This is a genomic window from Sphingomonas populi, assembly GCF_004208535.1.
In the GTDB taxonomy this organism is placed as follows: domain Bacteria; phylum Pseudomonadota; class Alphaproteobacteria; order Sphingomonadales; family Sphingomonadaceae; genus Sphingomonas; species Sphingomonas populi.
The window spans coordinates 1-19,144 of the sequence record NZ_SGIS01000004.1; the positions used below are offsets into that span (position 1 = coordinate 1).

At 67.3% G+C, this 19,144-nt stretch carries 20 protein-coding genes; 5 read left to right on the plus strand and 15 right to left on the minus strand.

The window, feature by feature from the left end; all coding sequences use genetic code 11:
• Positions 1-175 precede the first annotated feature (175 nt).
• Positions 176-469, minus strand: a complete 294-nt coding sequence (locus EWE75_RS03420; protein ID WP_069205194.1) for an Hpt domain-containing protein — start codon at positions 467-469, stop codon at positions 176-178.
• Positions 470-594: 125 nt separating this feature from the next.
• Here EWE75_RS03420 and EWE75_RS03425 point away from each other — a divergent pair, with 125 nt between their 5' ends.
• A complete protein-coding gene (locus EWE75_RS03425) occupies positions 595-2,865 on the plus strand; it encodes a coiled-coil domain-containing protein (protein WP_231708192.1) in 2,271 nt (756 codons plus the stop codon).
• 30 nt (positions 2,866-2,895) lie between these two features.
• Here the strand turns inward: EWE75_RS03425 and EWE75_RS03430 are convergent, their stop codons facing one another.
• From EWE75_RS03430 to cysD, 9 genes are all read right to left on the minus strand, one after another.
• Positions 2,896-3,303, minus strand: a complete 408-nt coding sequence (locus EWE75_RS03430; RefSeq protein ID WP_130155305.1) for an Hpt domain-containing protein — start codon at positions 3,301-3,303, stop codon at positions 2,896-2,898.
• 128 nt (positions 3,304-3,431) lie between these two features.
• A complete protein-coding gene (gene der / locus EWE75_RS03435; RefSeq protein WP_165388258.1) occupies positions 3,432-4,793 on the minus strand; it encodes a ribosome biogenesis GTPase Der in 1,362 nt (453 codons plus the stop codon).
• Between the two features lie 245 nt (positions 4,794-5,038).
• The gene (locus tag EWE75_RS03440) at positions 5,039-6,418 is read right to left on the minus strand and encodes an outer membrane protein assembly factor BamB family protein (RefSeq protein ID WP_130155306.1); all 1,380 of its coding nucleotides are present in this window, start codon (positions 6,416-6,418) and stop codon (positions 5,039-5,041) included.
• Positions 6,415-7,110, minus strand: a complete 696-nt coding sequence (locus tag EWE75_RS03445; RefSeq protein ID WP_130155307.1) for a tetratricopeptide repeat protein — start codon at positions 7,108-7,110, stop codon at positions 6,415-6,417. Before EWE75_RS03445 ends, EWE75_RS03440 begins: the two co-directional genes overlap by 4 nt.
• Before the next feature lie 67 nt (positions 7,111-7,177).
• Positions 7,178-8,038 carry a 3-methyl-2-oxobutanoate hydroxymethyltransferase gene (gene panB / locus EWE75_RS03450; RefSeq protein ID WP_130155308.1) on the minus strand — a complete coding sequence of 287 codons (861 nt, stop codon included), beginning with the start codon at positions 8,036-8,038 and terminating at the stop codon, positions 7,178-7,180.
• Between the two features lie 41 nt (positions 8,039-8,079).
• On the minus strand, positions 8,080-8,361 hold the full coding sequence (locus EWE75_RS03455) for a DUF427 domain-containing protein (RefSeq protein ID WP_130155309.1): 282 nt from the start codon (positions 8,359-8,361) through the stop codon (positions 8,080-8,082).
• A 41-nt stretch (positions 8,362-8,402) separates the two neighbouring features.
• Positions 8,403-9,128, minus strand: coding sequence for a 3'(2'),5'-bisphosphate nucleotidase CysQ (locus EWE75_RS03460; RefSeq protein WP_130155310.1), 726 nt, complete (start codon positions 9,126-9,128; stop codon positions 8,403-8,405).
• Positions 9,129-9,130: 2 nt separating this feature from the next.
• Positions 9,131-11,065, minus strand: coding sequence for a sulfate adenylyltransferase subunit CysN (cysN, locus tag EWE75_RS03465; protein WP_130155311.1), 1,935 nt, complete (start codon positions 11,063-11,065; stop codon positions 9,131-9,133).
• A 123-nt stretch (positions 11,066-11,188) separates the two neighbouring features.
• Positions 11,189-12,097: a sulfate adenylyltransferase subunit CysD gene (cysD, locus tag EWE75_RS03470; protein WP_130155312.1), complete on the minus strand. Its 909-nt coding sequence runs from the start codon at positions 12,095-12,097 to the stop codon at positions 11,189-11,191.
• Between the two features lie 155 nt (positions 12,098-12,252).
• Here cysD and EWE75_RS03475 point away from each other — a divergent pair, with 155 nt between their 5' ends.
• A complete protein-coding gene (locus EWE75_RS03475) occupies positions 12,253-12,759 on the plus strand; it encodes a flavin reductase family protein (RefSeq protein ID WP_130155313.1) in 507 nt (168 codons plus the stop codon).
• 174 nt (positions 12,760-12,933) lie between these two features.
• On the opposite strand, the gene EWE75_RS03480 is transcribed toward EWE75_RS03475, so the two are convergent.
• The 4 genes from EWE75_RS03480 to EWE75_RS24900 form a co-directional block, all read right to left on the minus strand.
• A complete protein-coding gene (locus EWE75_RS03480; protein WP_130155314.1) occupies positions 12,934-14,061 on the minus strand; it encodes a M23 family metallopeptidase in 1,128 nt (375 codons plus the stop codon).
• Between the two features lie 9 nt (positions 14,062-14,070).
• Positions 14,071-14,835: a 5'/3'-nucleotidase SurE gene (gene surE / locus EWE75_RS03485; RefSeq protein ID WP_130155315.1), complete on the minus strand. Its 765-nt coding sequence runs from the start codon at positions 14,833-14,835 to the stop codon at positions 14,071-14,073.
• Positions 14,836-14,860: 25 nt separating this feature from the next.
• Positions 14,861-16,132, minus strand: a complete 1,272-nt coding sequence (serS, locus tag EWE75_RS03490) for a serine--tRNA ligase (RefSeq protein ID WP_130155316.1) — start codon at positions 16,130-16,132, stop codon at positions 14,861-14,863.
• A gap of 107 nt (positions 16,133-16,239) precedes the next feature.
• Complete coding sequence (locus tag EWE75_RS24900) at positions 16,240-17,154, minus strand: PEP-CTERM sorting domain-containing protein (protein WP_165388259.1); 915 nt, start codon at positions 17,152-17,154, stop codon at positions 16,240-16,242.
• Between the two features lie 470 nt (positions 17,155-17,624).
• Between EWE75_RS24900 and dksA the strand changes: the two genes are divergently transcribed.
• A complete protein-coding gene (dksA, locus tag EWE75_RS03500; protein ID WP_427915764.1) occupies positions 17,625-17,990 on the plus strand; it encodes an RNA polymerase-binding protein DksA in 366 nt (121 codons plus the stop codon).
• Between the two features lie 76 nt (positions 17,991-18,066).
• Positions 18,067-18,438, plus strand: a complete 372-nt coding sequence (locus tag EWE75_RS03505) for a PilZ domain-containing protein (protein ID WP_130155318.1) — start codon at positions 18,067-18,069, stop codon at positions 18,436-18,438.
• Positions 18,439-18,486: 48 nt separating this feature from the next.
• Here EWE75_RS03505 and EWE75_RS03510 read toward each other — a convergent pair whose 3' ends face one another.
• Complete coding sequence (locus EWE75_RS03510) at positions 18,487-18,642, minus strand: YdcH family protein (RefSeq protein WP_083224665.1); 156 nt, start codon at positions 18,640-18,642, stop codon at positions 18,487-18,489.
• 267 nt (positions 18,643-18,909) lie between these two features.
• Between EWE75_RS03510 and EWE75_RS03515 the strand changes: the two genes are divergently transcribed.
• Positions 18,910-19,107 carry a YdcH family protein gene (locus tag EWE75_RS03515; protein WP_069205212.1) on the plus strand — a complete coding sequence of 66 codons (198 nt, stop codon included), beginning with the start codon at positions 18,910-18,912 and terminating at the stop codon, positions 19,105-19,107.
• Positions 19,108-19,144 lie beyond the last annotated feature (37 nt).

Below are 19,144 nucleotides of genomic sequence, written 5' to 3' on the forward strand. Positions count from 1 at the left end.
ATCTGGCACAACTTCGAACAACTCTCGAAAACCACGCACCTGCATCTCCCGGTCTTTCCAGAAGACGCTTCAGAATCCTTTTTCCTGCCCGGCGCTACTCCCTCCAGCTCAAATGCGATTCCCCTGCCCTGAAAGGGAGGGGGGCAGTGATCAAGGGAGGGGAGCGAAGGCGCGCCTAAAGCCGCTCCACCGCGCGTCGCAGCCGGCGCACCATCGCCATGTCGAGCGGCTGGGCTTCGGCGGCTTCGCTCGCCACTGCCATCAGCCGCACCGCGCCGAAGCTGGCGGCGAGGCCCTTGAGCCGGCTTGCCGCGAGCCGCCAGTCGGAGGCGCGGCGTGCCGCTTCGAGCTGGTCGAGCGCGCGGTTGGCGCTGTCGAGAAAGGCGCCGCGAAGTTCGGCGATCAGCTCGGGCTCGTCGCCCACCGCCGCCGCCAGCGTCGCATCGATTGCTCCGGGATCATAAGCCATAACGGAGCAATATCACGACGGATGTTAAGGCAAGGTTTCGCAATTCGCTTCCCCGTCGCCGGAAACATGGTAAACACATGCAAATGAACGGGGGTTCTCGCATCATTGATCTTCGACCGGGCGCGGTGGATTTTTTCGTCGGCGAAGGCGCCGGGAGCGGAGAGCATATCAAAGAGCTGCCGGCGGACGTTCCGCAAGACGTGATTCATCTCGACGATGAACCCGAAACCGCGCCGGCATATCGGTTCGGCTGGCTGTTGCCGGCGCTCGGCGCGCTGGTGTCGATCGGCTGGATCGGCACCATGCTCGCGCTGAGCTGGGGCCGGCTTGCCGCCACGCCGCCGATGGAGTTGGCGGTGTTCATCGCGGCCTTGTGCGTACCGCCCGCGCTGATCGGTATCGGGCTGTTGCTCACGCTGCGCACCAGCCGGGCCGAGGCGAATCGCTTCGCCGGCACCGCGCAAGCGATGCGCGCCGAGGCGGCGTCGCTGGAAAGCACGATCGCGGTGTTGTCGCGCGGAATCGAGGACAATCGCGAACGGCTGGCCGAGCAGACCGCGACCTTGGCGATGCTCGGCGAGACCGCGACCGCTCGGCTCGGCAGCATCGGCAGTGGCATCGCCGCCGAGATCGCGCGCGCCGAGACCAACGCGCAGTCGCTCGCTGCGCTCTCGGCCGATGCCTGCGCCAATCTCGACACGCTGATCGCGCTGCTGCCACGCGCCGGCGAGGATACCGCCGCGCTCACCGAACAGCTCAAACACACCGCGATCGTGGCGAGCGAAAGCGCTACCTCGCTCGACGCGCAACTCACCGCGCTCACTGAGCGCGGGCGCGAGGCGGATCAGGTCGCCGGCGGCGCCGCGCAGAAGCTCGCCGCCAATCTGATGCGGATGAAGGCGACCAGCGAATCGGCGGCGGCGCGGCTGGAACAGGTCAGCGCGGACATGTCGGCATCGGTCGACAGTTTGCTCGACCGCACGGCCGGCGCGGTCGACCAGGCGCGCAAGGGGATCGGCGCACAGGGCGAGGCGATGCTGGCGATGCTCGGCGCCCATCAGGCCGCGCTCGACCATGCCGCGCGCGACAGCGCCGAGGCGCTCGCCGCGCGCATTTCCGACATCGATACGGTGATCGACCGGATCGCGGCCCGGCTGGCGACGCAGAGCGAGGCCACCACCGACATGGTCGAAACGTTCGGCGCCGGTGTCGAGCATCTATCCGCCGAGTTCGACGGCCTCTACGACCGACAGGCCGCGCGCGCGCAGGACCTCGCCGTGTCGATCGAGGCGTTGCGCGCCTCGGCCGAAGGCATGTCCGAGACGATCCGCGCCGGCGACGACATCGCCACGATGACGATCGCGACAACCGAGCGGCTGCTGATCGCGCTCGATTCGGCGACGCGTGAGATCGACGAGACGATTCCCGCCGCACTCGCCCGCCTCGACGAGCGGATCGGCGCCAGCCGCCGTCTGGTCGGCGAGGCCAAGCCCGAACTCGGCGCGCTCGTCACTGCCGCCGAAAGCACGCATGCCGCGATCGAGTCGGTCGCTTTCGTCATCTCCGGCCAGAGCACGCGCGCGGAGCGGCTCGCCGGGACGCTGCAAACGACGCTGGCGGCGAGTGCCGACCGGGCGGCAGAGCTTGGCGCCTCCGTCGAGGCGACGATCGCGCACGCGAACCGCTTCGCGGGAGAAGCCGCGCCGCGCCTCGTCGATACGCTGCTGCGCGTGCGCGACACCGCCAACGCCGCCGCCGCGAGCGCGCGCGATACGCTCGCCAGCGTCATACCCGAAGCCGCCGCCGCGCTGGAGGCGGCCAGTGTCGACGCGATGCAGCGTGCTGCGGCATCGTCGCTCGAGCTCAACCTCACCGCGATCGGCGAGGCAGCCGAAGAGGCCGCGCGCGTCGCCGAACGCGTCTCGGCGCGGATCGCCGAGCAGGTCGCGACGATCAGTGCGGCCAGCGCGATCGTCGAAACCCGCGTCGAGCAGGCGCGCAACGAACGCGAAAACGCCGAGGAGGAGAGTTTCGCCCGCCGCGTCTCGCTGCTGATCGAAGCACTCAACTCGGCCTCGATCGACATCGCCAAGAGTTTCTCGACCGAAGTCGCTGACAGCGCCTGGGCGGCCTATCTGCGCGGTGATCGCGGTGTGTTCACCCGCCGCGCGGTGCGACTGCTCGACGGCGGCGAGGCGCGCGACATCGCCCGGCTGTACGACGACGACAATCGCTTCCGCGACCACGTCAACCGGTACATCCACGATTTCGAAGCGATGCTGCGCGCGATCCTCGCGCAGCGCGACGGATCGCCGCTGGGCGTGACCTTGCTGTCTTCAGACATGGGCAAGCTCTACGTGGCGCTGGCACAGGCGATCGAGCGGCTGCGGAACTGAGGCTTGGTGGGGTTGGAGGCGACGGTATTGTCAGGCGGTGCGTTGCCCTGAGGCGGGGCGGCGTTCTACCAGCGGGTTGGCCTCGTGTTCCAGTATCGCCAGCGTGCGTTCGAACAGCGCGCGCAGGGTCGCCACCAGCCCCAGCATCGCCTCGGGCGTGTCGTGGCTTTCGAGGCAGTCGCGCGCGGTCGTCTCGATTCGTTCGGCGAGGTCGGCCAGTGGCGCGGCGCCGAACTGACGCGATTCGCTCTTGAGCGTGTGCGCGGGCATCACCAGTCCTGCGGTGTTCCGCGCGCCCATCGCGGCTTCGATCGCGGCGACCGATTTCACGCCATCCTCGCGGAAATAGCCGAGAATACGCACGAAGCTGGCACCCAGGTCGCTACGCGCACGCGCGAACACGGTCCAGTCGACAAGCTCCCGATCGTCCAGCGACACGGCCGTTCTCCTCCACCGCGATCAAGAGCGATCACGGCAGTTCTGGCCGAACTCTACATGCGCTGCGTAAACGAGATGTTGATGAAACAGGCTTTCCGCGCGCTCAACCAAGTCGAGCGCGAGAAAATCTATCGGTCGAATGGGTTCTTCGGTGCCCGCAACGTCAATCGCACGGGCACTGCGCCGAAGCCGAGATCACGGCGGATGCCGTTGATGAGATACCGCTGATAGCTCATCGGCAGTTGATCGACGCGCGTGCCGAACAACACGAAGCCGGGCGGACGCGTTTTAGCCTGGGTGAGATAGCGCAACTTGATCCGCTTGCCGCCGGGGGCGGGCGGGGGGTTGGCGTCGACCGCCTTTTCGAACCAGCGGTTGAGTTCGCCCGTACCGACGCGGCGCGACCACGCCTCGCGCGTGTCGAACGCGACCTGGATGAGCGTGTCGATGCCCTTGCCGGTCGCCGCCGAGACGGTCAGCACCGGCAGGCCCTTGACCTGACTCAGCCCCTCTTCGAGCGCACCGCGGATGCCGTTGAACAGGCTGCTGCCATTCTCCGCGACATCCCATTTGTTGATCGCGACGATCAGCGCACGGCCTTCCTGCAACGCCGCGTCGGCGATGCGCAGATCCTGCGCCTCCAGCCCGCGCGTGGCATCGAGCAGCAGCACGACGACCTCGGCGAAATCGATCGCGTGGAGCGCATCGGCGACCGAGAGCTTCTCAAGCTTGTCCTGCACCAGAGCGCGCTTGCGCATGCCGGCGGTGTCGATCAGCCGGACCGGGCGGCCCTCCCACATCCAGTCGATCGCGATCGAATCGCGCGTGATGCCAGCTTCCGGCCCGGTGATGAGCCGTTCCTCGCCGAGCATGCGGTTGATGAGCGTCGATTTGCCCGCGTTCGGCCGGCCGATGATGGCGAGCTTGAGCGGACCCTTTTCGTAGAATTCGTCGTCCTCGGGCGGTTCCTCGGCCGGCGCTTGGCCATCGGGTTCGAGGAGCGGCAGCAGCGCCTCGAACAATTCGCCCATGCCTTCGCCATGTTCGGCGGAAAGCTGGACGGGATCACCCAGGCCAAGCCCGAGCGCCTCGATGATGCCGGATTCCCCGGCGCGGCCTTCGGCCTTGTTGGCGACCAGCACGATCGGCGTGGTCGATCCGCGCAGCCAGCGCGCGATTTCGGCGTCGAGCGGAACGATCCCGGCGCGCGCATCGATCAGGAACAGCGCCACGTCGGCCTGCGCGACCGCCGCTTCGGTCTGCTGGCGCATGCGGCCGGGCAGCGAGGCGGCGTCCTGATCCTCATAGCCGGCGGTGTCGATGACGCGGAAATCGAGGCCGATCAGCGAGGCATCGCCCTCGCGCCGATCGCGCGTGACGCCGGGACGATCATCGACGAGCGCGAGCTTCTTGCCGACGAGACGGTTGAACAAAGTCGATTTGCCGACGTTGGGCCGGCCGATAATCGCGACCACGGGAAGATTGGGCATCGCGCTCCCTTACGGCACGCGCGCCGGTTCGTCACCCCCGTGCCGGTATTCCTGTGATGTCACGCCCGTTCGTTGCTTCCCGATCGTCTCTTTCCGTTCGTCCCGAGCGAAGTCGAGGGACATGCGCCGAGCGCAGGTGTCTCGACTTCGCTCGACACGAACGGGTGTTATTACGAAGCGCTGGCCATCCCTCGACTTCGCTCGGGACGAACGGAGTGTGAGGGGCGGGCCACAGCCCGCCACCCTCACTTATACGCGACCAGATGCCCCTTCTGGTCGAGCACGTAGAGCGTCGACTTGGCGACGATCGGCGGCAGCGTGAAGCTGGTCTTGGCCTCGATCGTCGATACCACCTTGCCGGTCTCGGGCGCGGCCGAGACGATCTGGCCGAGCGAGTTGGTCAGCACCAGCCGCCCGCCCGCCAGCACCGGGCCGAACCAGGTGATCGGGTTCTTGTGCTTTTCCTTCTTCTTCTTTTTCTTCTTCTCGCCCGCATCCTCGGCGACGATCTTGTCGCTCTTGTAATGCTGGAGCTGTGCGATCCAGCGCACCTTGCCGGTGCCGCGTGCGAGGCAGACCAGCCGCGCGTCGTCGGTGACGAGGAATAGCCACTCGCCGGCAACCCACGGCGTCGAGATGCCCGCGAAATTCTGCTCCCACTGGCGCTGGCCGGAGACGATCTCGAGCGCGACGGTGCGGCCGCCTTGCCCGACCGCGAATACCGTGCCGCGATCGACCACCGGATCGGCATCGATATCGGCGAGCGACGACACCGAAGTCGAGATGCTCGACCGCGACAGCGCATCCTGCCAGAGCGTGCGGCCGTTCTCATAGCGATAGGCGGTCAGTTCGCCCGACGAGAAGCCAGCGATCACGGTGCCCTGCGCGATGGCGGGGGCGGCCACGCCGAACACACCCTGCGTTTCGAGCGAGCCCGAGCCGGACCACACGATCGACCCGTCCGTCTGCGACAGCGCATAGAGCTGGTTGTCCTGGCTCAGCACATAGAGCTGGCCCGAAGCGACAGTCGGCGCGTTGCGTAACGGGCCGCCGGGCTTGACGCGCCACAGCTCCTTGCCGTCCTTGGCATCGAACGCGACGACATCGCCGAGGCCGTCGGTCGCGAACAGCTTGCCGTCCTCGAAGCTCACGCCGCCGCCGAAGCGGGCGGAACGGTTCTTCTTATCCGATCCCTTGGCGATGTCGGCGGTCCAGATCTTCGCGCCGCTTGCAGCGTCGAAGGCGTGGATCGTCGCATCGACATCCACCGCGAACAGCTTGCCGTCGGCGACGATCGGCGCGGAGCCGAGCCGCTGGCGGTTCGAGCCGCCATCGATCTGCGCGGTCCACTGGCGCGTCAGCGACGTGCCGAGCGCAAGCTGGCCGAGCGAGCGGGACGCGCTGCCGCCGGGCTGTGCCCAGGTGTCGTTCACGGTCGCCTCGGGCAGCAGCACCTGCACGTCGGCGATCGTCTTGTCGGGATCGGCCGCGCTTTCGGAGGCGAGGATCGGGATGCGCTCGCCGAGCGTCGGCGTCTTGTGACGGCCTGAGCCTTTCAGTGCGGCGCAGCCGCTCAGCGCCAGCGCGGCAGATGCCGTCGCGGCCAGAAATATCCTCGTCTTCATTTCGCCTTCTTGTCCTCACCCTGATCGACGGCATCCACGCCGAGCACGCCTGTCATCTGCACGGCGCGCTGGCGGATCGTGCCGGGTACATCTTCGTTACGCGCGATCTGCGCGAACAGCGGCCCGGCCAGTTCGGGCTTGTTCATGCGCAGATAGGCCATCGCGACCAGTTCGCCGGCGCTGCCAAACCACGCGTTGCTCGGCCTGGCGAGATCGCGCAGCCGCGAGACGACGAGCTCGGGCTTGAGCGTGTCGAACTCGGCGCTGGTCTCGCGGATCAGCGCGAGATCGCGGAACGGCTGGCCGACGCCGGTATCGGCGGCGATGGCGGCGAACAGCTTCGCCGCGCCGGGCAGGTCGTTCTTCTGGAGGAGAACATCGGCCTGGGTGAATTTCGCGAGCGCGCGGTAGCCGGGCTCGCTCGCCGTGGCGAGATCGGGCAGCGGCTTGGTGGCGGCGTCCTTGGCGGCGATGCCGTCATACACTTTCTGCAATGCCTCGGCCTTTTCGCCCGCTTCGGACTGCTGGTGGCTGCGCCACAGCAGATAGCCGCCGAACGCGGCCAGCGCGACGATGATCGCGATGATCGCGATCCGCCCGTAACGCTGCCACGCGCCGGCGAGCTGGTCGCGGCGCAGTTCCTCATCGACTTCGCGCAGGAAAGCGGCATCGGTATTCGGCGGGACAGCCAACGCATAACTCCAATCGGGCGGGGAAGGCGCGGACCTTAGCGGGCCGCGAGTATTAGGGGAAGTGGCGTCAATCCTTGGGCAGATACGTCTGGTCGACGCCCGGAAACGTGCGTGACCGGACATCGCGTGCGTAGGTCTCAACCGCGGCGGAAATGCGGCCAGCCATGTCCTCGAACGTCTTGACGAAGCGCGGCGTGCGCTCGAACAGGCCGAGCATATCCTCGGTGACGAGCACTTGCCCGTCGCACTGCGCCGATGCGCCGATGCCGATGACGGGGCAGGCGACCTCGGCGGTGATGGTGCGGGCGAGCGGTTCGAGAATGCCCTCGGCGACGATCGCGAATGCGCCGGCATCGGCGATCGCGCGGGCATCGGCGAGGATCTTGGCGTGCTCGGCTTCGCTGCGGCCGCGTGCGCCATAGCCGCCGAGTGCGTTGACCGCCTGTGGGGTGAGGCCGACATGGCCCATTACGGGCACGCCGCGTTCGGACAGGAAGGCGACGGTCGGCGCCATCGCGACGCCGCCCTCGAGCTTGACCGCCGCCGCGCCGGTTTCCGCCATGATCCGGGCTGCTGAGGCGAAGGCGGCTTGCGGGCTGGCCTCATAGCTGCCGAACGGCATGTCGATGACGACGACCGAATGATAGCTGCCGCGCACCACCGCCGCGCCATGCGCGCACATCATGTCGAGCGTCACCGGCAGCGTCGAGGGCAGGCCGTAGATCACCTGGCCGAGACTGTCGCCGACCAGCAGGATGTCGCACTGCGGATCGAGCAATTGCGCCATCCGCACCGTATAGGCGGTGAGCATCACCAGCGGCTCGCCGCCTTTGCGCTTGCGGATGGCGGGTACGGTGAGCCGCTTCATCGGCGCTGGCGTGGGGTTGGCGCGGCTGGTCGCGGTGTCGATCGTGAAGGTCGTGGACATGCGGCTCCATACCGCCGGTCGCGCGCGTGCGCCAGCCAGTGTCAGCCGACCGTCACGCCCTTCCAGAACGCGAACCTCCCTTTGATCTCGGCGGCGGCGGATTTGGGGTCGGGATAATACCATGCGGCATCGCGGTTGCGCTCGCCGCCGACGACGAGCGTCTTGTAGCTGGCGGTGCCTTTCCACGGGCAGATCGTGTGCGTGTCGCTGTCTTCCAGCAATGCGGGATCGACCGAGTCGGCGGGGAAATAGTGGTTGCCCTCGACTATGACGGTATCATCCGATTGCGCGATGATCGCGCCGTTCCAGCGTGCGGTGGGCATTGGAGAACGTCCTTTCGATTCTCCCCGCCAAGCGGGGAGGATCAGGGGTGGAGGAGCTTCAGCACCATCTCGGCGTGCTCCGGGCGGGCGATCAGCAGGTCGGGCATATACACGTCGGCATTGTTATACCGCAGCGGCGAGCCATCGATCCGTGAGCAGTGCAGCCCGTAGGCCGCCGCCACCGCGACCGGGGCGGCGCTGTCCCATTCGTACTGCCCGCCCGAATGGAGGTAGATGTCGGCTTGCCCGAGCACCACCGCCATCGCCTTGGCGCCAGCCGAGCCCATCGGCACCAGTTCGGCGCCGAGCTTGCCGGCGATCGTCACCGCCTCGGGCGCGGGGCGGGTGCGGCTGACGACCATGCGGAGTTGCGCGGGCGCCGGGGGAATGGGGGCAGGGCGGTCGGAGCGCAGCACCAGCCCGGCATCGGGCAGCGCGACCGCGCCGACGCTGGCGACCCCGTCGATCGCCAGCGCGACATGGACCGCCCAGTCGGCGCGCGCCTCGCCATATTCGCGCGTGCCGTCGACCGGATCGACAATCCACACGCGCTTCATGCCGAGCCGCGTGCCGTCGCACTTCATCTCTTCGGAGAGCAGCCCGTCATCGGGCCGCGCCTCGCGCAGCGCGTGGACGAGGAACTGGTTGGCAGTCTGGTCGCCCGCCAGTCCGAGCGCCTTGGGCGAGAAGATGCCCGATCCGCGCACATCGCGCAGCAATTTTCCAGCGGTCTCGGCGAGGTGCGCGGCGAGGTCTGCGTCGGTCATGCTCACAGGTCATGGCTCCAGATGCCGACGATCGCCTCGACGATCACGTCCGCCGCCTGATCGGCGGTCAGCTTGGTCGTGTCGATGCGGATTTCGGGGGTGAGCGGCGGCTCATAGGGGCTGTCGATGCCAGTGAAGTTCTTGAGCTGGCCGGCGCGCGCCTTCTTGTAGAGGCCCTTGACGTCGCGCGCCTCGGCCTCGGCGAGCGGGGTGTCGACATGTACCTCGATGAACTCGCCGGCGGGAAGCATCTGGCGCACCATGTCGCGCTCCGAGCGGAACGGCGAGATGAACGCGGTGATGACGATCAGCCCGGCATCGGTCATCAGCTTGGCCACCTCGCCGACGCGGCGGATGTTCTCGACGCGGTCGGCATCGGTGAAGCCGAGGTCCTTGTTGAGCCCGTGGCGGACGTTGTCGCCGTCGAGCAGGAAACTGTGCTTGCCGCGCGCGTACAGCTTCTTCTCGACGATGTTGGCGATGGTCGATTTGCCCGATCCCGACAGTCCGGTCAGCCAGACCAGCCGCGGCTGCTGCCACTTCTGCGCGGCATGGACATCGCGGGTGATATCAACCGCCTGCCAATGGATGTTATCGGCGCGGCGCAGGCTGAAATGGATCATCCCCGCCGCGACGGTGGCGTTGGTCATCTTGTCGATCAGGATGAACCCGCCGAGATCGCGGTTCTGCGCATAGGGTTCGAACGCGATCGGGCGGTCGGTGGAGAGGTTGGCGACGCCGATCGCGTTGAGATCGAGCGTCTTGGCGGCGAGATGCTCCATCGTGTTGACGTTGACCTGATATTTCGGTTGCTGGAGCGTCGCCGAGACGGTCTGTGTGCCGATCTTGAGCCAATAGGGGCGGCCGGGCAGCATCTCGGCCTCGTCCATCCATACGATCGTCGCCTCGAACTGGTCGGCGACTTGCGGCGGCGCATCGGCGGCGGCGATCACGTCGCCGCGCGAGCAATCGACCTCGTCGGTGAGCGTCAGCGTCACCGACTGGCCGGCGATGGCGTGGTCGAGATCGCCATCAAGCGTGACGATCGACTTGACGGTCGAGGTCTTGCCGGAGGGCAGTACGCGGATCGCGTCGCCGGGCGCGACCCGCCCGCTCGCGATCAGCCCGGAGAAGCCGCGGAAATCGAGGTTGGGGCGGTTGACCCATTGCACCGGCATGCGGAACGGCTTTTGCGCGTCGAGCGTCGCATCGACCGCGACGGTTTCGAGATGCTCCATCAGCGTCGGCCCGGTGTACCAGGGCGTGTTGGCGCTCGCGCTGGTGATGTTGTCGCCCTTGAAGCCCGAAATCGGCATGGCGACGAACGCCTCGATGCCGATCGATGTGGCGAAGGCGGTATATTCGGCGACGATTCGCTCGAACACGCTCTGGTCGTAACCGACCAGATCCATCTTGTTGACCGCCAGCACGATGTTGCGGATGCCGATCAGGTGCGCGAGGTACGAATGCCGCCGCGTCTGGACGAGCACACCCTTGCGCGCATCGATCAGGATCACGGCGAGATCGGCGGTCGAGGCGCCGGTCACCATGTTGCGCGTGTACTGTTCGTGGCCGGGCGTGTCGGCAACGATGAACTTGCGTTTCTCGGTCGCGAAGAAGCGATAGGCGACATCGATGGTGATGCCCTGCTCGCGCTCGGCGGCGAGGCCATCGACGAGTAGCGCGAAATCGATCTCGCCGCCCTGCGTGCCGACGCGCTTGCTGTCCGCCTCGAGCGCGGCGAGCTGATCCTCGAAGATCATCTTCGAATCGTAGAGCAGCCGCCCGATCAGCGTCGATTTGCCGTCATCGACCGAGCCGCAGGTGATGAAGCGCAGCATCGTCTTGTGCTGATGCGCGTCGAGATACGCGTCTATATCCTCGGCGATGAGGGTGTCGGTCTGGTAGATGGGGTCAGTCAGGGTAGTGTCGGTCATGTCTTCCAGTCCGTCATGCCAGCGTAAGCTGGCATCTCATGGGGGAGGGCGCGCGCGAGCCGCAGGAGACCCCAGCGTGCGCTGGGGTGACGCCGGGGGCGAGGGCCGGGGCGGGGTCGCGCATCAGAAATACCCCTCCTGCTTCTTCTTCTCCATGCTCGCGTCGCCGCCGTCCTTGTCGATCGCGCGGCCCTGGCGTTCGCTGGTGGTGGTGAGGAGCATTTCCTGGATCACCTCCGGCAGCGTCTTCGCCTCGCTCTCGACCGCGCCGGTGAGCGGATAGCAGCCGAGCGTGCGGAAGCGGATCGAGCGCTCCACGGGCACCTCGCCGGGGTTGAGGCGGAAGCGCTCGTCGTCGACCATCAGCAGCAGCCCGTCGCGCTCGACGGTGGGGCGCGGAGCGGCGAAATAGAGCGGCACGATCTCAATGCCTTCGAGCTGGATGTACTGCCAGATGTCGAGTTCAGTCCAGTTCGAGATCGGGAACACGCGCATGCTCTCGCCCTTGGCCTTGCGCGCATTGTAGAGGTGCCAGAGTTCGGGGCGCTGCGCCTTGGGGTCCCAGCGATGGCTGGCGGTGCGGAACGAGAAGATGCGTTCCTTGGCGCGGCTCTTCTCCTCGTCGCGCCGCGCGCCGCCGAACGCCGCATCGAAGCCGTAGAGGTCGAGCGCCTGTTTCAAACCCTCGGTCTTCCACATGTCTGTGTGGAGCGGGCCGTGGTCGAAAGGGTTGATCCCCTTCTCGCGCGCCTCGGGGTTCTGGTAGACCAGCAATTCCATGCCGGCATCCGCCGCCGCTTTGTCGCGGAGCTTGTACATCTCCTGGAATTTCCACGTCGTATCGACGTGGAGCAGCGGGAAGGGCGGCGGCGAAGGGTAGAACGCCTTCTTCGCCAGATGCAGCATCACGGCCGAATCCTTGCCGACCGAATACAGCATCACCGGCTTCTCGGCCTCGGCGACCACTTCGCGCAGGATGTGGATCGCTTCGGATTCGAGGCGTTGCAGATGAGTCAGGGATTCCACGGGCATGTCCGATGAACGACTTAGGAGCGCCCCCAAGACGGCCTGCCGGGGCTGCGGGCAAGCGAATGATTCTAGGCCGGCCCCAATCGCAGCTAGGCGGGGTTGATTGCCGCGCGCGAAATCCGCAAGGGCGTTCGGATAAAGACGGGGGAGATACCACGATGAGCACGAGTTTCGATAACGCCACGTTTCGCCGCGTGCTGGGCCATTATCCCACCGGCGTCTGCGTCATCACCGCCGTCGAGGCAGACGGCACGCCGACCGGCATGGTGGTCGGCTCGTTCACGTCGGTTTCGCTCGATCCGCCGCTTGTCGCGTTCTTCCCCGATCGCACATCGTCGAGCTGGCCGCGCATCGAGAAGGTCGGCAAGTTCTGCGTCAACGTGCTCGCCGCCGATCAGGAGGCATTGTGCCGGCAATTCTCGGCGCGCGGTGCGGACAAGTTCGCCGGCATCTCGCACCGCCACTCCGCCAACGGCTCGCCGATCCTCGACGGGGTGGTGGCGTGGATCGACTGCAACCTCGATGTCGTCCACGAGGCGGGCGACCATTTCATCGTGCTCGGCCGCGTGATCGCGCTGGAAGTGGAAGCGCCGAGTGCGCCGTTGCTGTTCTTCCAGGGGAGCTATGGCGCGTTTTCGGTGCTGGAACCGTCGGCTAACCGCTGAACCCTTAGTCCGTTCGTCCCGAGCGAAGTCGAGGGACACGCGGCACGCGGAAGCGCATTGTGTCTCGACTTCGCTCGACACGAACGGTTGGATTGGGCGAGCGGTGCGAGGCTGCGGGCGGAGCGAGTCTCACCGAGAGACCCAGCTTGCGCTGGGGTGACGATGGGGCGGCGGTTACGATCGCGGCAGTTGCGCAATCGGATCGACTGGCGTGCGGCCCTTGCGCATTTCGAAGTGCAGCTCCGGCCTGTCGGCCAGCCCGGTATCGCCCGACAGCGCGATCGTCTGGCCGCGCTTGACCGCCTGGCCGCGCTGGACGAGCAGGCGGCTGGCGTGGCCGTAGACCGTCGTCCAGCCGTCGCCGTGCTTGACGATGACGAGGCCGCCCAGCGTCGGCACTTCGCTGCCGGCATACGCGACCACGCCGTCGGCGGCCGCGAGGATCGGCGTGCCGATCGGCACCGCGATCTTGATGCCATTGAAGCGCTCGCCACTCGCGCCGCTCGGGCCGAAGCGCGCGACGATGCGGCCCTGCGCGGGCCAGCCGAACACGCCGCGCAGCCGCGCCGGCTCACTGATCGCCTCGGTCGGCGCGAGTACGCGGCGGGGTGAGCGTGAGGGCGGGGCGGGGCGCTGGTTGCTGGCGAGCGCGGGCGCGCTGCCGGTGACGATGTCGTCGACATCGAGGCGGAACGCGGCGGCGCGCTCGGCCGCGCTGCTGATCCCGGGCGTGGCGCCGGGGATCAGCACGCGCATGCCCGCACGCAGCGTATAGGGCTCGCTGAGGCCGTTGGCGGTGACGATACGCGACCAGTCGATGCCATAAGCGCGTGCGATCGCGATGCCGGTCTCGCCCGAGCGGACGAGGTGATAGCGGCCGCCGGGAATCGACAGTCGCTGGCCCGCGCGGATCACGAACGGCACGCTCAACCCGTTGGCGCGCGCGATCGCTTCGGTGCCGGCGCCGGTGCGGTCCGCGACCGCGCGGAGCGTGTCGCCGGGGCGGACGACATAGGTGGTGGAGTCGACCGGCTTCGCATCGGCGCTGACCGGACGCGCCTGCCATGCCGGCGGCGGCGCGGGCAGGGCGGCGACGCCTTCGTCGATGCGGTGCGGTTCGTAGCGTGGCTGGTCGTTGGGGGGCGGGGCGTCATGCCGCTCGGGCATGGACTGTTGCGGGCGGTAGCGCGTCGCGTCGGGATCGGGGGCGGCGCCTTGCGGGATACAGGCGGCGAGGGCCGGTAGCAGAACGACCAACGACGCCGCATTGCGCGACCGACCCGAACCCGAAAATCGCCCCATTACGCGCCCTTATAGGAACCGTTCGGTGAGCATAGCGAGCGACGCGTGGTGTGTCAGGTCGAGATGCAGCGGGGTCACGGTGATGTGGCCGTGCTCGATCGCTTCGAGATCGGTCGCTTCGGCGGGCGTGTGCGGGATGCGCCCAAGCCGCAGCCAGTAATAGTCGAAGCCGCGCGGATCGGTGCGGCGATCGAGCTGGAGCCGTCCGTAATCCCGCAGGCCCTGCGCGACGACGCGAATGCCCTGCACATCCTCGGCCGCGACCGGCGGGAAGTTGACGTTGACCAAGGTGCGCGGCGCGAACGGCGTGTCGATCAGTGTGCGCAGCACGCGCTCGCCCCAGGCTTCCGCCGCCGCGAAGGTTACGGCGTCGCCGAGGCTGCTACCGGCATAACGCTGGCTGAGCGCGATCGAGCGGATGCCGGCGTGGGCGCCCTCCATCGCTGCGGCGACGGTGCCCGAATAGCTGACGTCCTCGCCGAGATTGGCGCCGCGGTTGACGCCCGAGAGGATCAGGTCGGGCTTGGCGTCCTTCATGATCTCGGCGAGCGCGATCATCACCGCGTCGGTCGGCGTGCCGGTGACCGCCCAGCGCTTCTCGCCGAACTGACGCAGCCGCACCGGCTCGGTGAGCGTGAGCGAACGGCCCTTGCCCGATTGCTCCGCGATCGGCGCGACGACGGTGACGTCGTCGGAAAGCGTACGCGCGAGCCGTTCGAGCACGGCGAGGCCGGGCGCGTGGATGCCGTCGTCGTTGGAGAGGAGAATGCGCATCAAATCCGCTCCGTGCCGGGGAGGATCATTTGGGTTCCAGCCGGTTTAGGCCCTTGAGGTAGGATTTGAGCACCTCGGGCACCGCGACCGAGCCGTCTTCCTGCTGGTAATTCTCCAGCACCGCCACCAACGTCCGGCCGACCGCGAGGCCGGAGCCGTTGAGCGTATGGACGAAGCGCGTGCCCTTTTCCTCGGCGGGGCGGTAGCGCGCGTTCATGCGGCGCGCCTGGAAATCGGTGCAGGTCGAGCAGCTCGAAATCTCGCGGTAGCGGCCCTGGCCGGGCAGCCACACTTCGAGATCATAGGTGCGCGCCGCCGTGAAGCCCATGTCGCCGGTGCAGAGCTTCATGCGGCGGAAGGACAGGCCGAGCGCGGTCAGGATGCCCTCGGCGCAGGCGGTCATGCGTTCGTGCTCGGCCTCGGACGTGTCGGGCGTGACGATCGAGACCATCTCGACCTTCTCGAACTGGTGCTGGCGGATGAAGCCGCGCGTGTCGCGTCCGGCCGCGCCCGCTTCTGAGCGGAAGCAGGCGGTGAGCGCGGCGAAGCGCAGCGGCAGTTCCGCTTCGCTCAGGATCTTGTTCGCGACGATGTTGGTGAGGCTCACCTCGGCGGTCGGGATCAGCCAGCGACCGTCAGTGGTCTTGAACAGATCCTCGGCGAACTTGGGAAGCTGGCCGGTGCCGAACAGCGCCTCGTCGCGCACCAGCAGCGGCGGCACGACTTCCTCATAGCCATGCTCAGCCGTCAGCGTGTCGAGCATGAACTGGCCGAGCGCGCGGTGCAGCTTGGCGGCGTGGCCGCGTACGAGCGTAAAGCGCGCGCCCGACATCGCCGCGCCGGTCTCGAAATCGAGGCCGAGTGTCGGGCCGATCGCGTCATGCTCCTTCGGCGCAAAAGTGAAGGCGGGCGGCGTGCCATGCACCGCGACCAGCGCATTGTCGTCCTCGTCCTTGCCGGCGGGCACGTCGGCGAGCGGCAAATTGGGGATCGCGGCGAGCGCGGCGGTGAGCGTCTCGCCGACCGCTTTCTCCTCGGCGGCGATCGCGGGCAGGCGTTCCTTCAACTCGGCGACTTCGGCGAGCAGGTCGGTGGGGTCGTCGCGGCGGGCCTTGGCGGCGCCGATCGCCTTCGACGCTTCGTTGCGGCGCGCCTGTGCGGTCTGCGCTTCGGTGATGAGCGCGCGGCGCGCCTCGTCGAGCGCGAGCAGGTGCGCCGACGCAGGCGCGACCCCGCGTTTGGCGAGGGCGGCGTCAAAAGCGGCGGGATCGTCGCGGATCAGGCGGATGTCGTGCATAATGCGCGAGGCTATGGCCGCGCGGTTCCGCCTGCGCAAGCGAATCGAAAAACCCCTGCGCGACTCGCGTCGCGCAGGGGTTTTCGTTTTTTGACAGGTGGTGCGGCTCAGGCTTCGGCGGCGGGTCGCTTGGCGAAGCGCTTGCGGGCGACCAGCGCGGCGGCGGCGGCACCGAACAACAACACCATCGGCGGCGCGGGCACGGGGGCCGGGTGGCCGCCGCTGCTGCCGCCATGACCGCCGCTGCTACCGCCGTGCCAACCGCTACTGCCGCCATGCCAGCCGCTGCTGCCCGGGAAGCCGTGGCTGCTCGATGCGTAGCTGCTCGATCCGCTCGACGCGCTCGACGTGGAGGTAGACCCCGAGGTGGAGGAACTGGTCGAACTCGACGTCGAGGAACCGCCCGTCGATGTGGAGGTGGAAGAGCCGCCGGTGGAGGTCGAGGTCGAGGAACCGCCGGTCGATGTCGAAGAGCCGCCCGTCGAAGTCGAGGAACCACCTGTGGACGTGGATGAGCCTCCGGTCGAAGACCCGCCGGTCGAGGTGGACGAACCGCCGGTGGAAGACCCACCCGTCGACGTGGAGCCGCCGCTGGTCGAGGTCGATCCGCCGCTCGACGTCGAGGAGATGACGATGCCGCCCGATCCGCCGCTACCACCGCCGCCGAAGAACCCACCGCCCGAGAAGCCGCCGCCGAATCCGCCGAAGCCGCCGCCGATCACGGTCATGCCGCCACCGCCACCGCCGCCCATCGCGGGCGGATCAGCCGGGGGCAGCGGGATCGGCGCGCCCTGGCTCGTCATGGTGACGACCGCGGGTGGGCACACCGCGCGGGTCTGCGTCACGACTCGGCGGACGCGTCCGGCGGGGTGGCTCACCGTGCGGCGCACGACGCGCTTGGTCTTCTGCACATAGGCGTGGCGCGTCTTCGATGCTTCGGCGACATGCACCGCGCCACCGCCGACGATAGCGCCGCCGCATGCGCAAGCGCACAGTTTAGCCAAGGCCATCCGCACCGACATGATCTCGTTCTTTCGTTGCCGGCAGGGTCTTCTACCGGGTCTGCATTACCTCAGCGGGTCCGCCGCTCTTTGCCCAAAGTGCCGAACAAAGTGTTAAGTTCAAGGCCGTTAACCGCGTTGTAGGGGTCTCGATACGGGATTCATGGCGCCGCATCCGCGCGGATCGTGGTTAACGTATCGTAGCGGTACAGATCCACCGGGCGTTCGTACTTCCCCGCGTGCATCGGGAATGATGAGCGAATGGCGCGCTTTTACCGGGGGTTGCTTGTGGTGCGGGAACGGCATGGCTATAGGCCCGCTCATCATGGGACAGCCGGGCGTGAAAAAAGAACGCTTTGAGCGTCATACGACTGGCAGCGATGGGATGGCGACTGGTCTTGAATCACCGAGATGACACCACGAAATTCGACGCGCCTCCGGCCCTGTCGAACGATAGCGACGGGTATCGGCCGAGCGCCGACGAACCTTTCATGAACCCACGCCAGCAGGCGTATTTCCGGGACAAGCTGCAAGCGTGGAAGGACGCGATCCTGCGCGAATCGGCAGGCACGCTCTCGCAGCTCCAGCTCGATTCGCTGCGCGAGGCGGATCTGACCGATCGCGCATCGAGCGAGACCGACTGGTCGATCGAGCTGCGCACGCGCGACCGGCAGCGCAAGCTCATCTCCAAGATCGACGCGGCGCTGCGCCGGATCGAGGACGGCGAATATGGCTATTGCGAAGTCTCCGGTGAGCCGATCTCGCTCGGCCGGCTCGAAGCGCGGCCGATCGCGACGATGACCGTCGAGGCGCAGGAACGCCACGAACGCCACGAAAAGGTCTCGCGCGAGGATTGAGCGCGGCCCGATAATTAAGACGTTGGATACCGAAGTCCGCTATCGTGGAGCCAAGTATCTTCAATCGGCGATGGTGATGGACGAGTCCTCCAAAGATTCCCTGCGTGACCCGAGCGGCGAAGACGCGGGGGACCGTAGCGGCGCGCGCGACAGCCTGTTGCTGATGTCGGACCTGCGGGTCGGCGATGCCACGACGACGGTGCGCGTGCGCAACCTGTCTGCGGGCGGGTTGATGGCGGAATATCAGCAGGGTCTGGATGTCGGCACCGAGGTCGAATGCGATCTGCGCGGGGTCGGCGTGGTGCGCGGGCGAGTCGCGTGGTCGGCGGCGGGGCGGATCGGGATCGCGTTCGACCGGCAGATCGATCCTAAACTGGCGCGCAAGCCGGTCGGCACGGGGGCCAAGCCGAACATGGTGGTCGCGCCCAAATACACGCCGCGCACGTAAAGCGGGGGTTCGAAGCCCGGGCAGCGGTGCTGCCCGGGCGCGCTATCGTTAAAGGATCGTCATTTCTTCCTTAACGCGAAGCTTTTGCTTCTTGAGCGCGGCCAACATTGCGCTATCAGGCTGCGGTCGATGCGACTCGGCGCTGATCTTCTCCTCGAGGACGGCGTGTTTGGCCTCCAGGGCCATATGGTGCGCGTTCTGCATTGAGTTTTCCTCCTTCCGAAAGGGTGGCGGGGGAAGCAATCAAGCATGATTCCGGTTCAATGTCTGCCCCCTCGGCGGTGCGATTCGACGTACCGAGCAAAGAAGTGCGACGACCGGATTTTTGGCGCTCGCGTCCTTCCACGGTTTTGCTAGAGTTCCAGCGACCGGCCCGTTCCCCCGCCCGAAACCCCTTGGTAGATCCGGGTGGGCCGTCGGGCGGTGGTGCGGGCCGGTGCGACTCAGCCGATCACCGGCGCAGGGGGACGAATGGACGGAGCGCAGATCGCCAAGCGGCTTGAGGTGGTGAGAGTCGAGCATCGTGACCTCGATGCCGCACTGTCCGCGCTGATCGCCGGCGGCGCGGCCGATCAGATGCAGCTTGCTCGCCTCAAGAAGCGCAAGCTGCGGCTGCGCGACGAGATCGTCTCGCTGGAGGATCAATTGATCCCCGACATCATCGCGTGAGCGGGGCGGCGATCCGAAACGGGACGATCGGTGGCGC

What these genes read in the sequence shown, in the direction of transcription:
- EWE75_RS03420 (WP_069205194.1), bottom strand. Translation starts at nt 469, where the DNA reads ATGGCTTATGATCCCGGAGCAATCGATGCGACGCTGGCGGCGGCGGTG.
- der (WP_165388258.1), bottom strand. Translation starts at nt 4,793, where the DNA reads ATGCCCAATCTTCCCGTGGTCGCGATTATCGGCCGGCCCAACGTCGGC.
- EWE75_RS03440 (WP_130155306.1), bottom strand. Translation starts at nt 6,418, where the DNA reads ATGAAGACGAGGATATTTCTGGCCGCGACGGCATCTGCCGCGCTGGCG.
- panB (WP_130155308.1), bottom strand. Translation starts at nt 8,038, where the DNA reads ATGTCCACGACCTTCACGATCGACACCGCGACCAGCCGCGCCAACCCC.
- EWE75_RS03455 (WP_130155309.1), bottom strand. Translation starts at nt 8,361, where the DNA reads ATGCCCACCGCACGCTGGAACGGCGCGATCATCGCGCAATCGGATGAT.
- EWE75_RS03460 (WP_130155310.1), bottom strand. Translation starts at nt 9,128, where the DNA reads ATGACCGACGCAGACCTCGCCGCGCACCTCGCCGAGACCGCTGGAAAA.
- cysN (WP_130155311.1), bottom strand. Translation starts at nt 11,065, where the DNA reads ATGACCGACACTACCCTGACTGACCCCATCTACCAGACCGACACCCTC.
- cysD (WP_130155312.1), bottom strand. Translation starts at nt 12,097, where the DNA reads ATGCCCGTGGAATCCCTGACTCATCTGCAACGCCTCGAATCCGAAGCG.
- EWE75_RS03475 (WP_130155313.1), top strand. Translation starts at nt 12,253, where the DNA reads ATGAGCACGAGTTTCGATAACGCCACGTTTCGCCGCGTGCTGGGCCAT.
- EWE75_RS03480 (WP_130155314.1), bottom strand. Translation starts at nt 14,061, where the DNA reads ATGGGGCGATTTTCGGGTTCGGGTCGGTCGCGCAATGCGGCGTCGTTG.
- surE (WP_130155315.1), bottom strand. Translation starts at nt 14,835, where the DNA reads ATGCGCATTCTCCTCTCCAACGACGACGGCATCCACGCGCCCGGCCTC.
- serS (WP_130155316.1), bottom strand. Translation starts at nt 16,132, where the DNA reads ATGCACGACATCCGCCTGATCCGCGACGATCCCGCCGCTTTTGACGCC.
- EWE75_RS24900 (WP_165388259.1), bottom strand. Translation starts at nt 17,154, where the DNA reads ATGTCGGTGCGGATGGCCTTGGCTAAACTGTGCGCTTGCGCATGCGGC.
- dksA (WP_427915764.1), top strand. Translation starts at nt 17,625, where the DNA reads ATGAACCCACGCCAGCAGGCGTATTTCCGGGACAAGCTGCAAGCGTGG.
- EWE75_RS03505 (WP_130155318.1), top strand. Translation starts at nt 18,067, where the DNA reads ATGGACGAGTCCTCCAAAGATTCCCTGCGTGACCCGAGCGGCGAAGAC.
- EWE75_RS03510 (WP_083224665.1), bottom strand. Translation starts at nt 18,642, where the DNA reads ATGCAGAACGCGCACCATATGGCCCTGGAGGCCAAACACGCCGTCCTC.
- EWE75_RS03515 (WP_069205212.1), top strand. Translation starts at nt 18,910, where the DNA reads ATGGACGGAGCGCAGATCGCCAAGCGGCTTGAGGTGGTGAGAGTCGAG.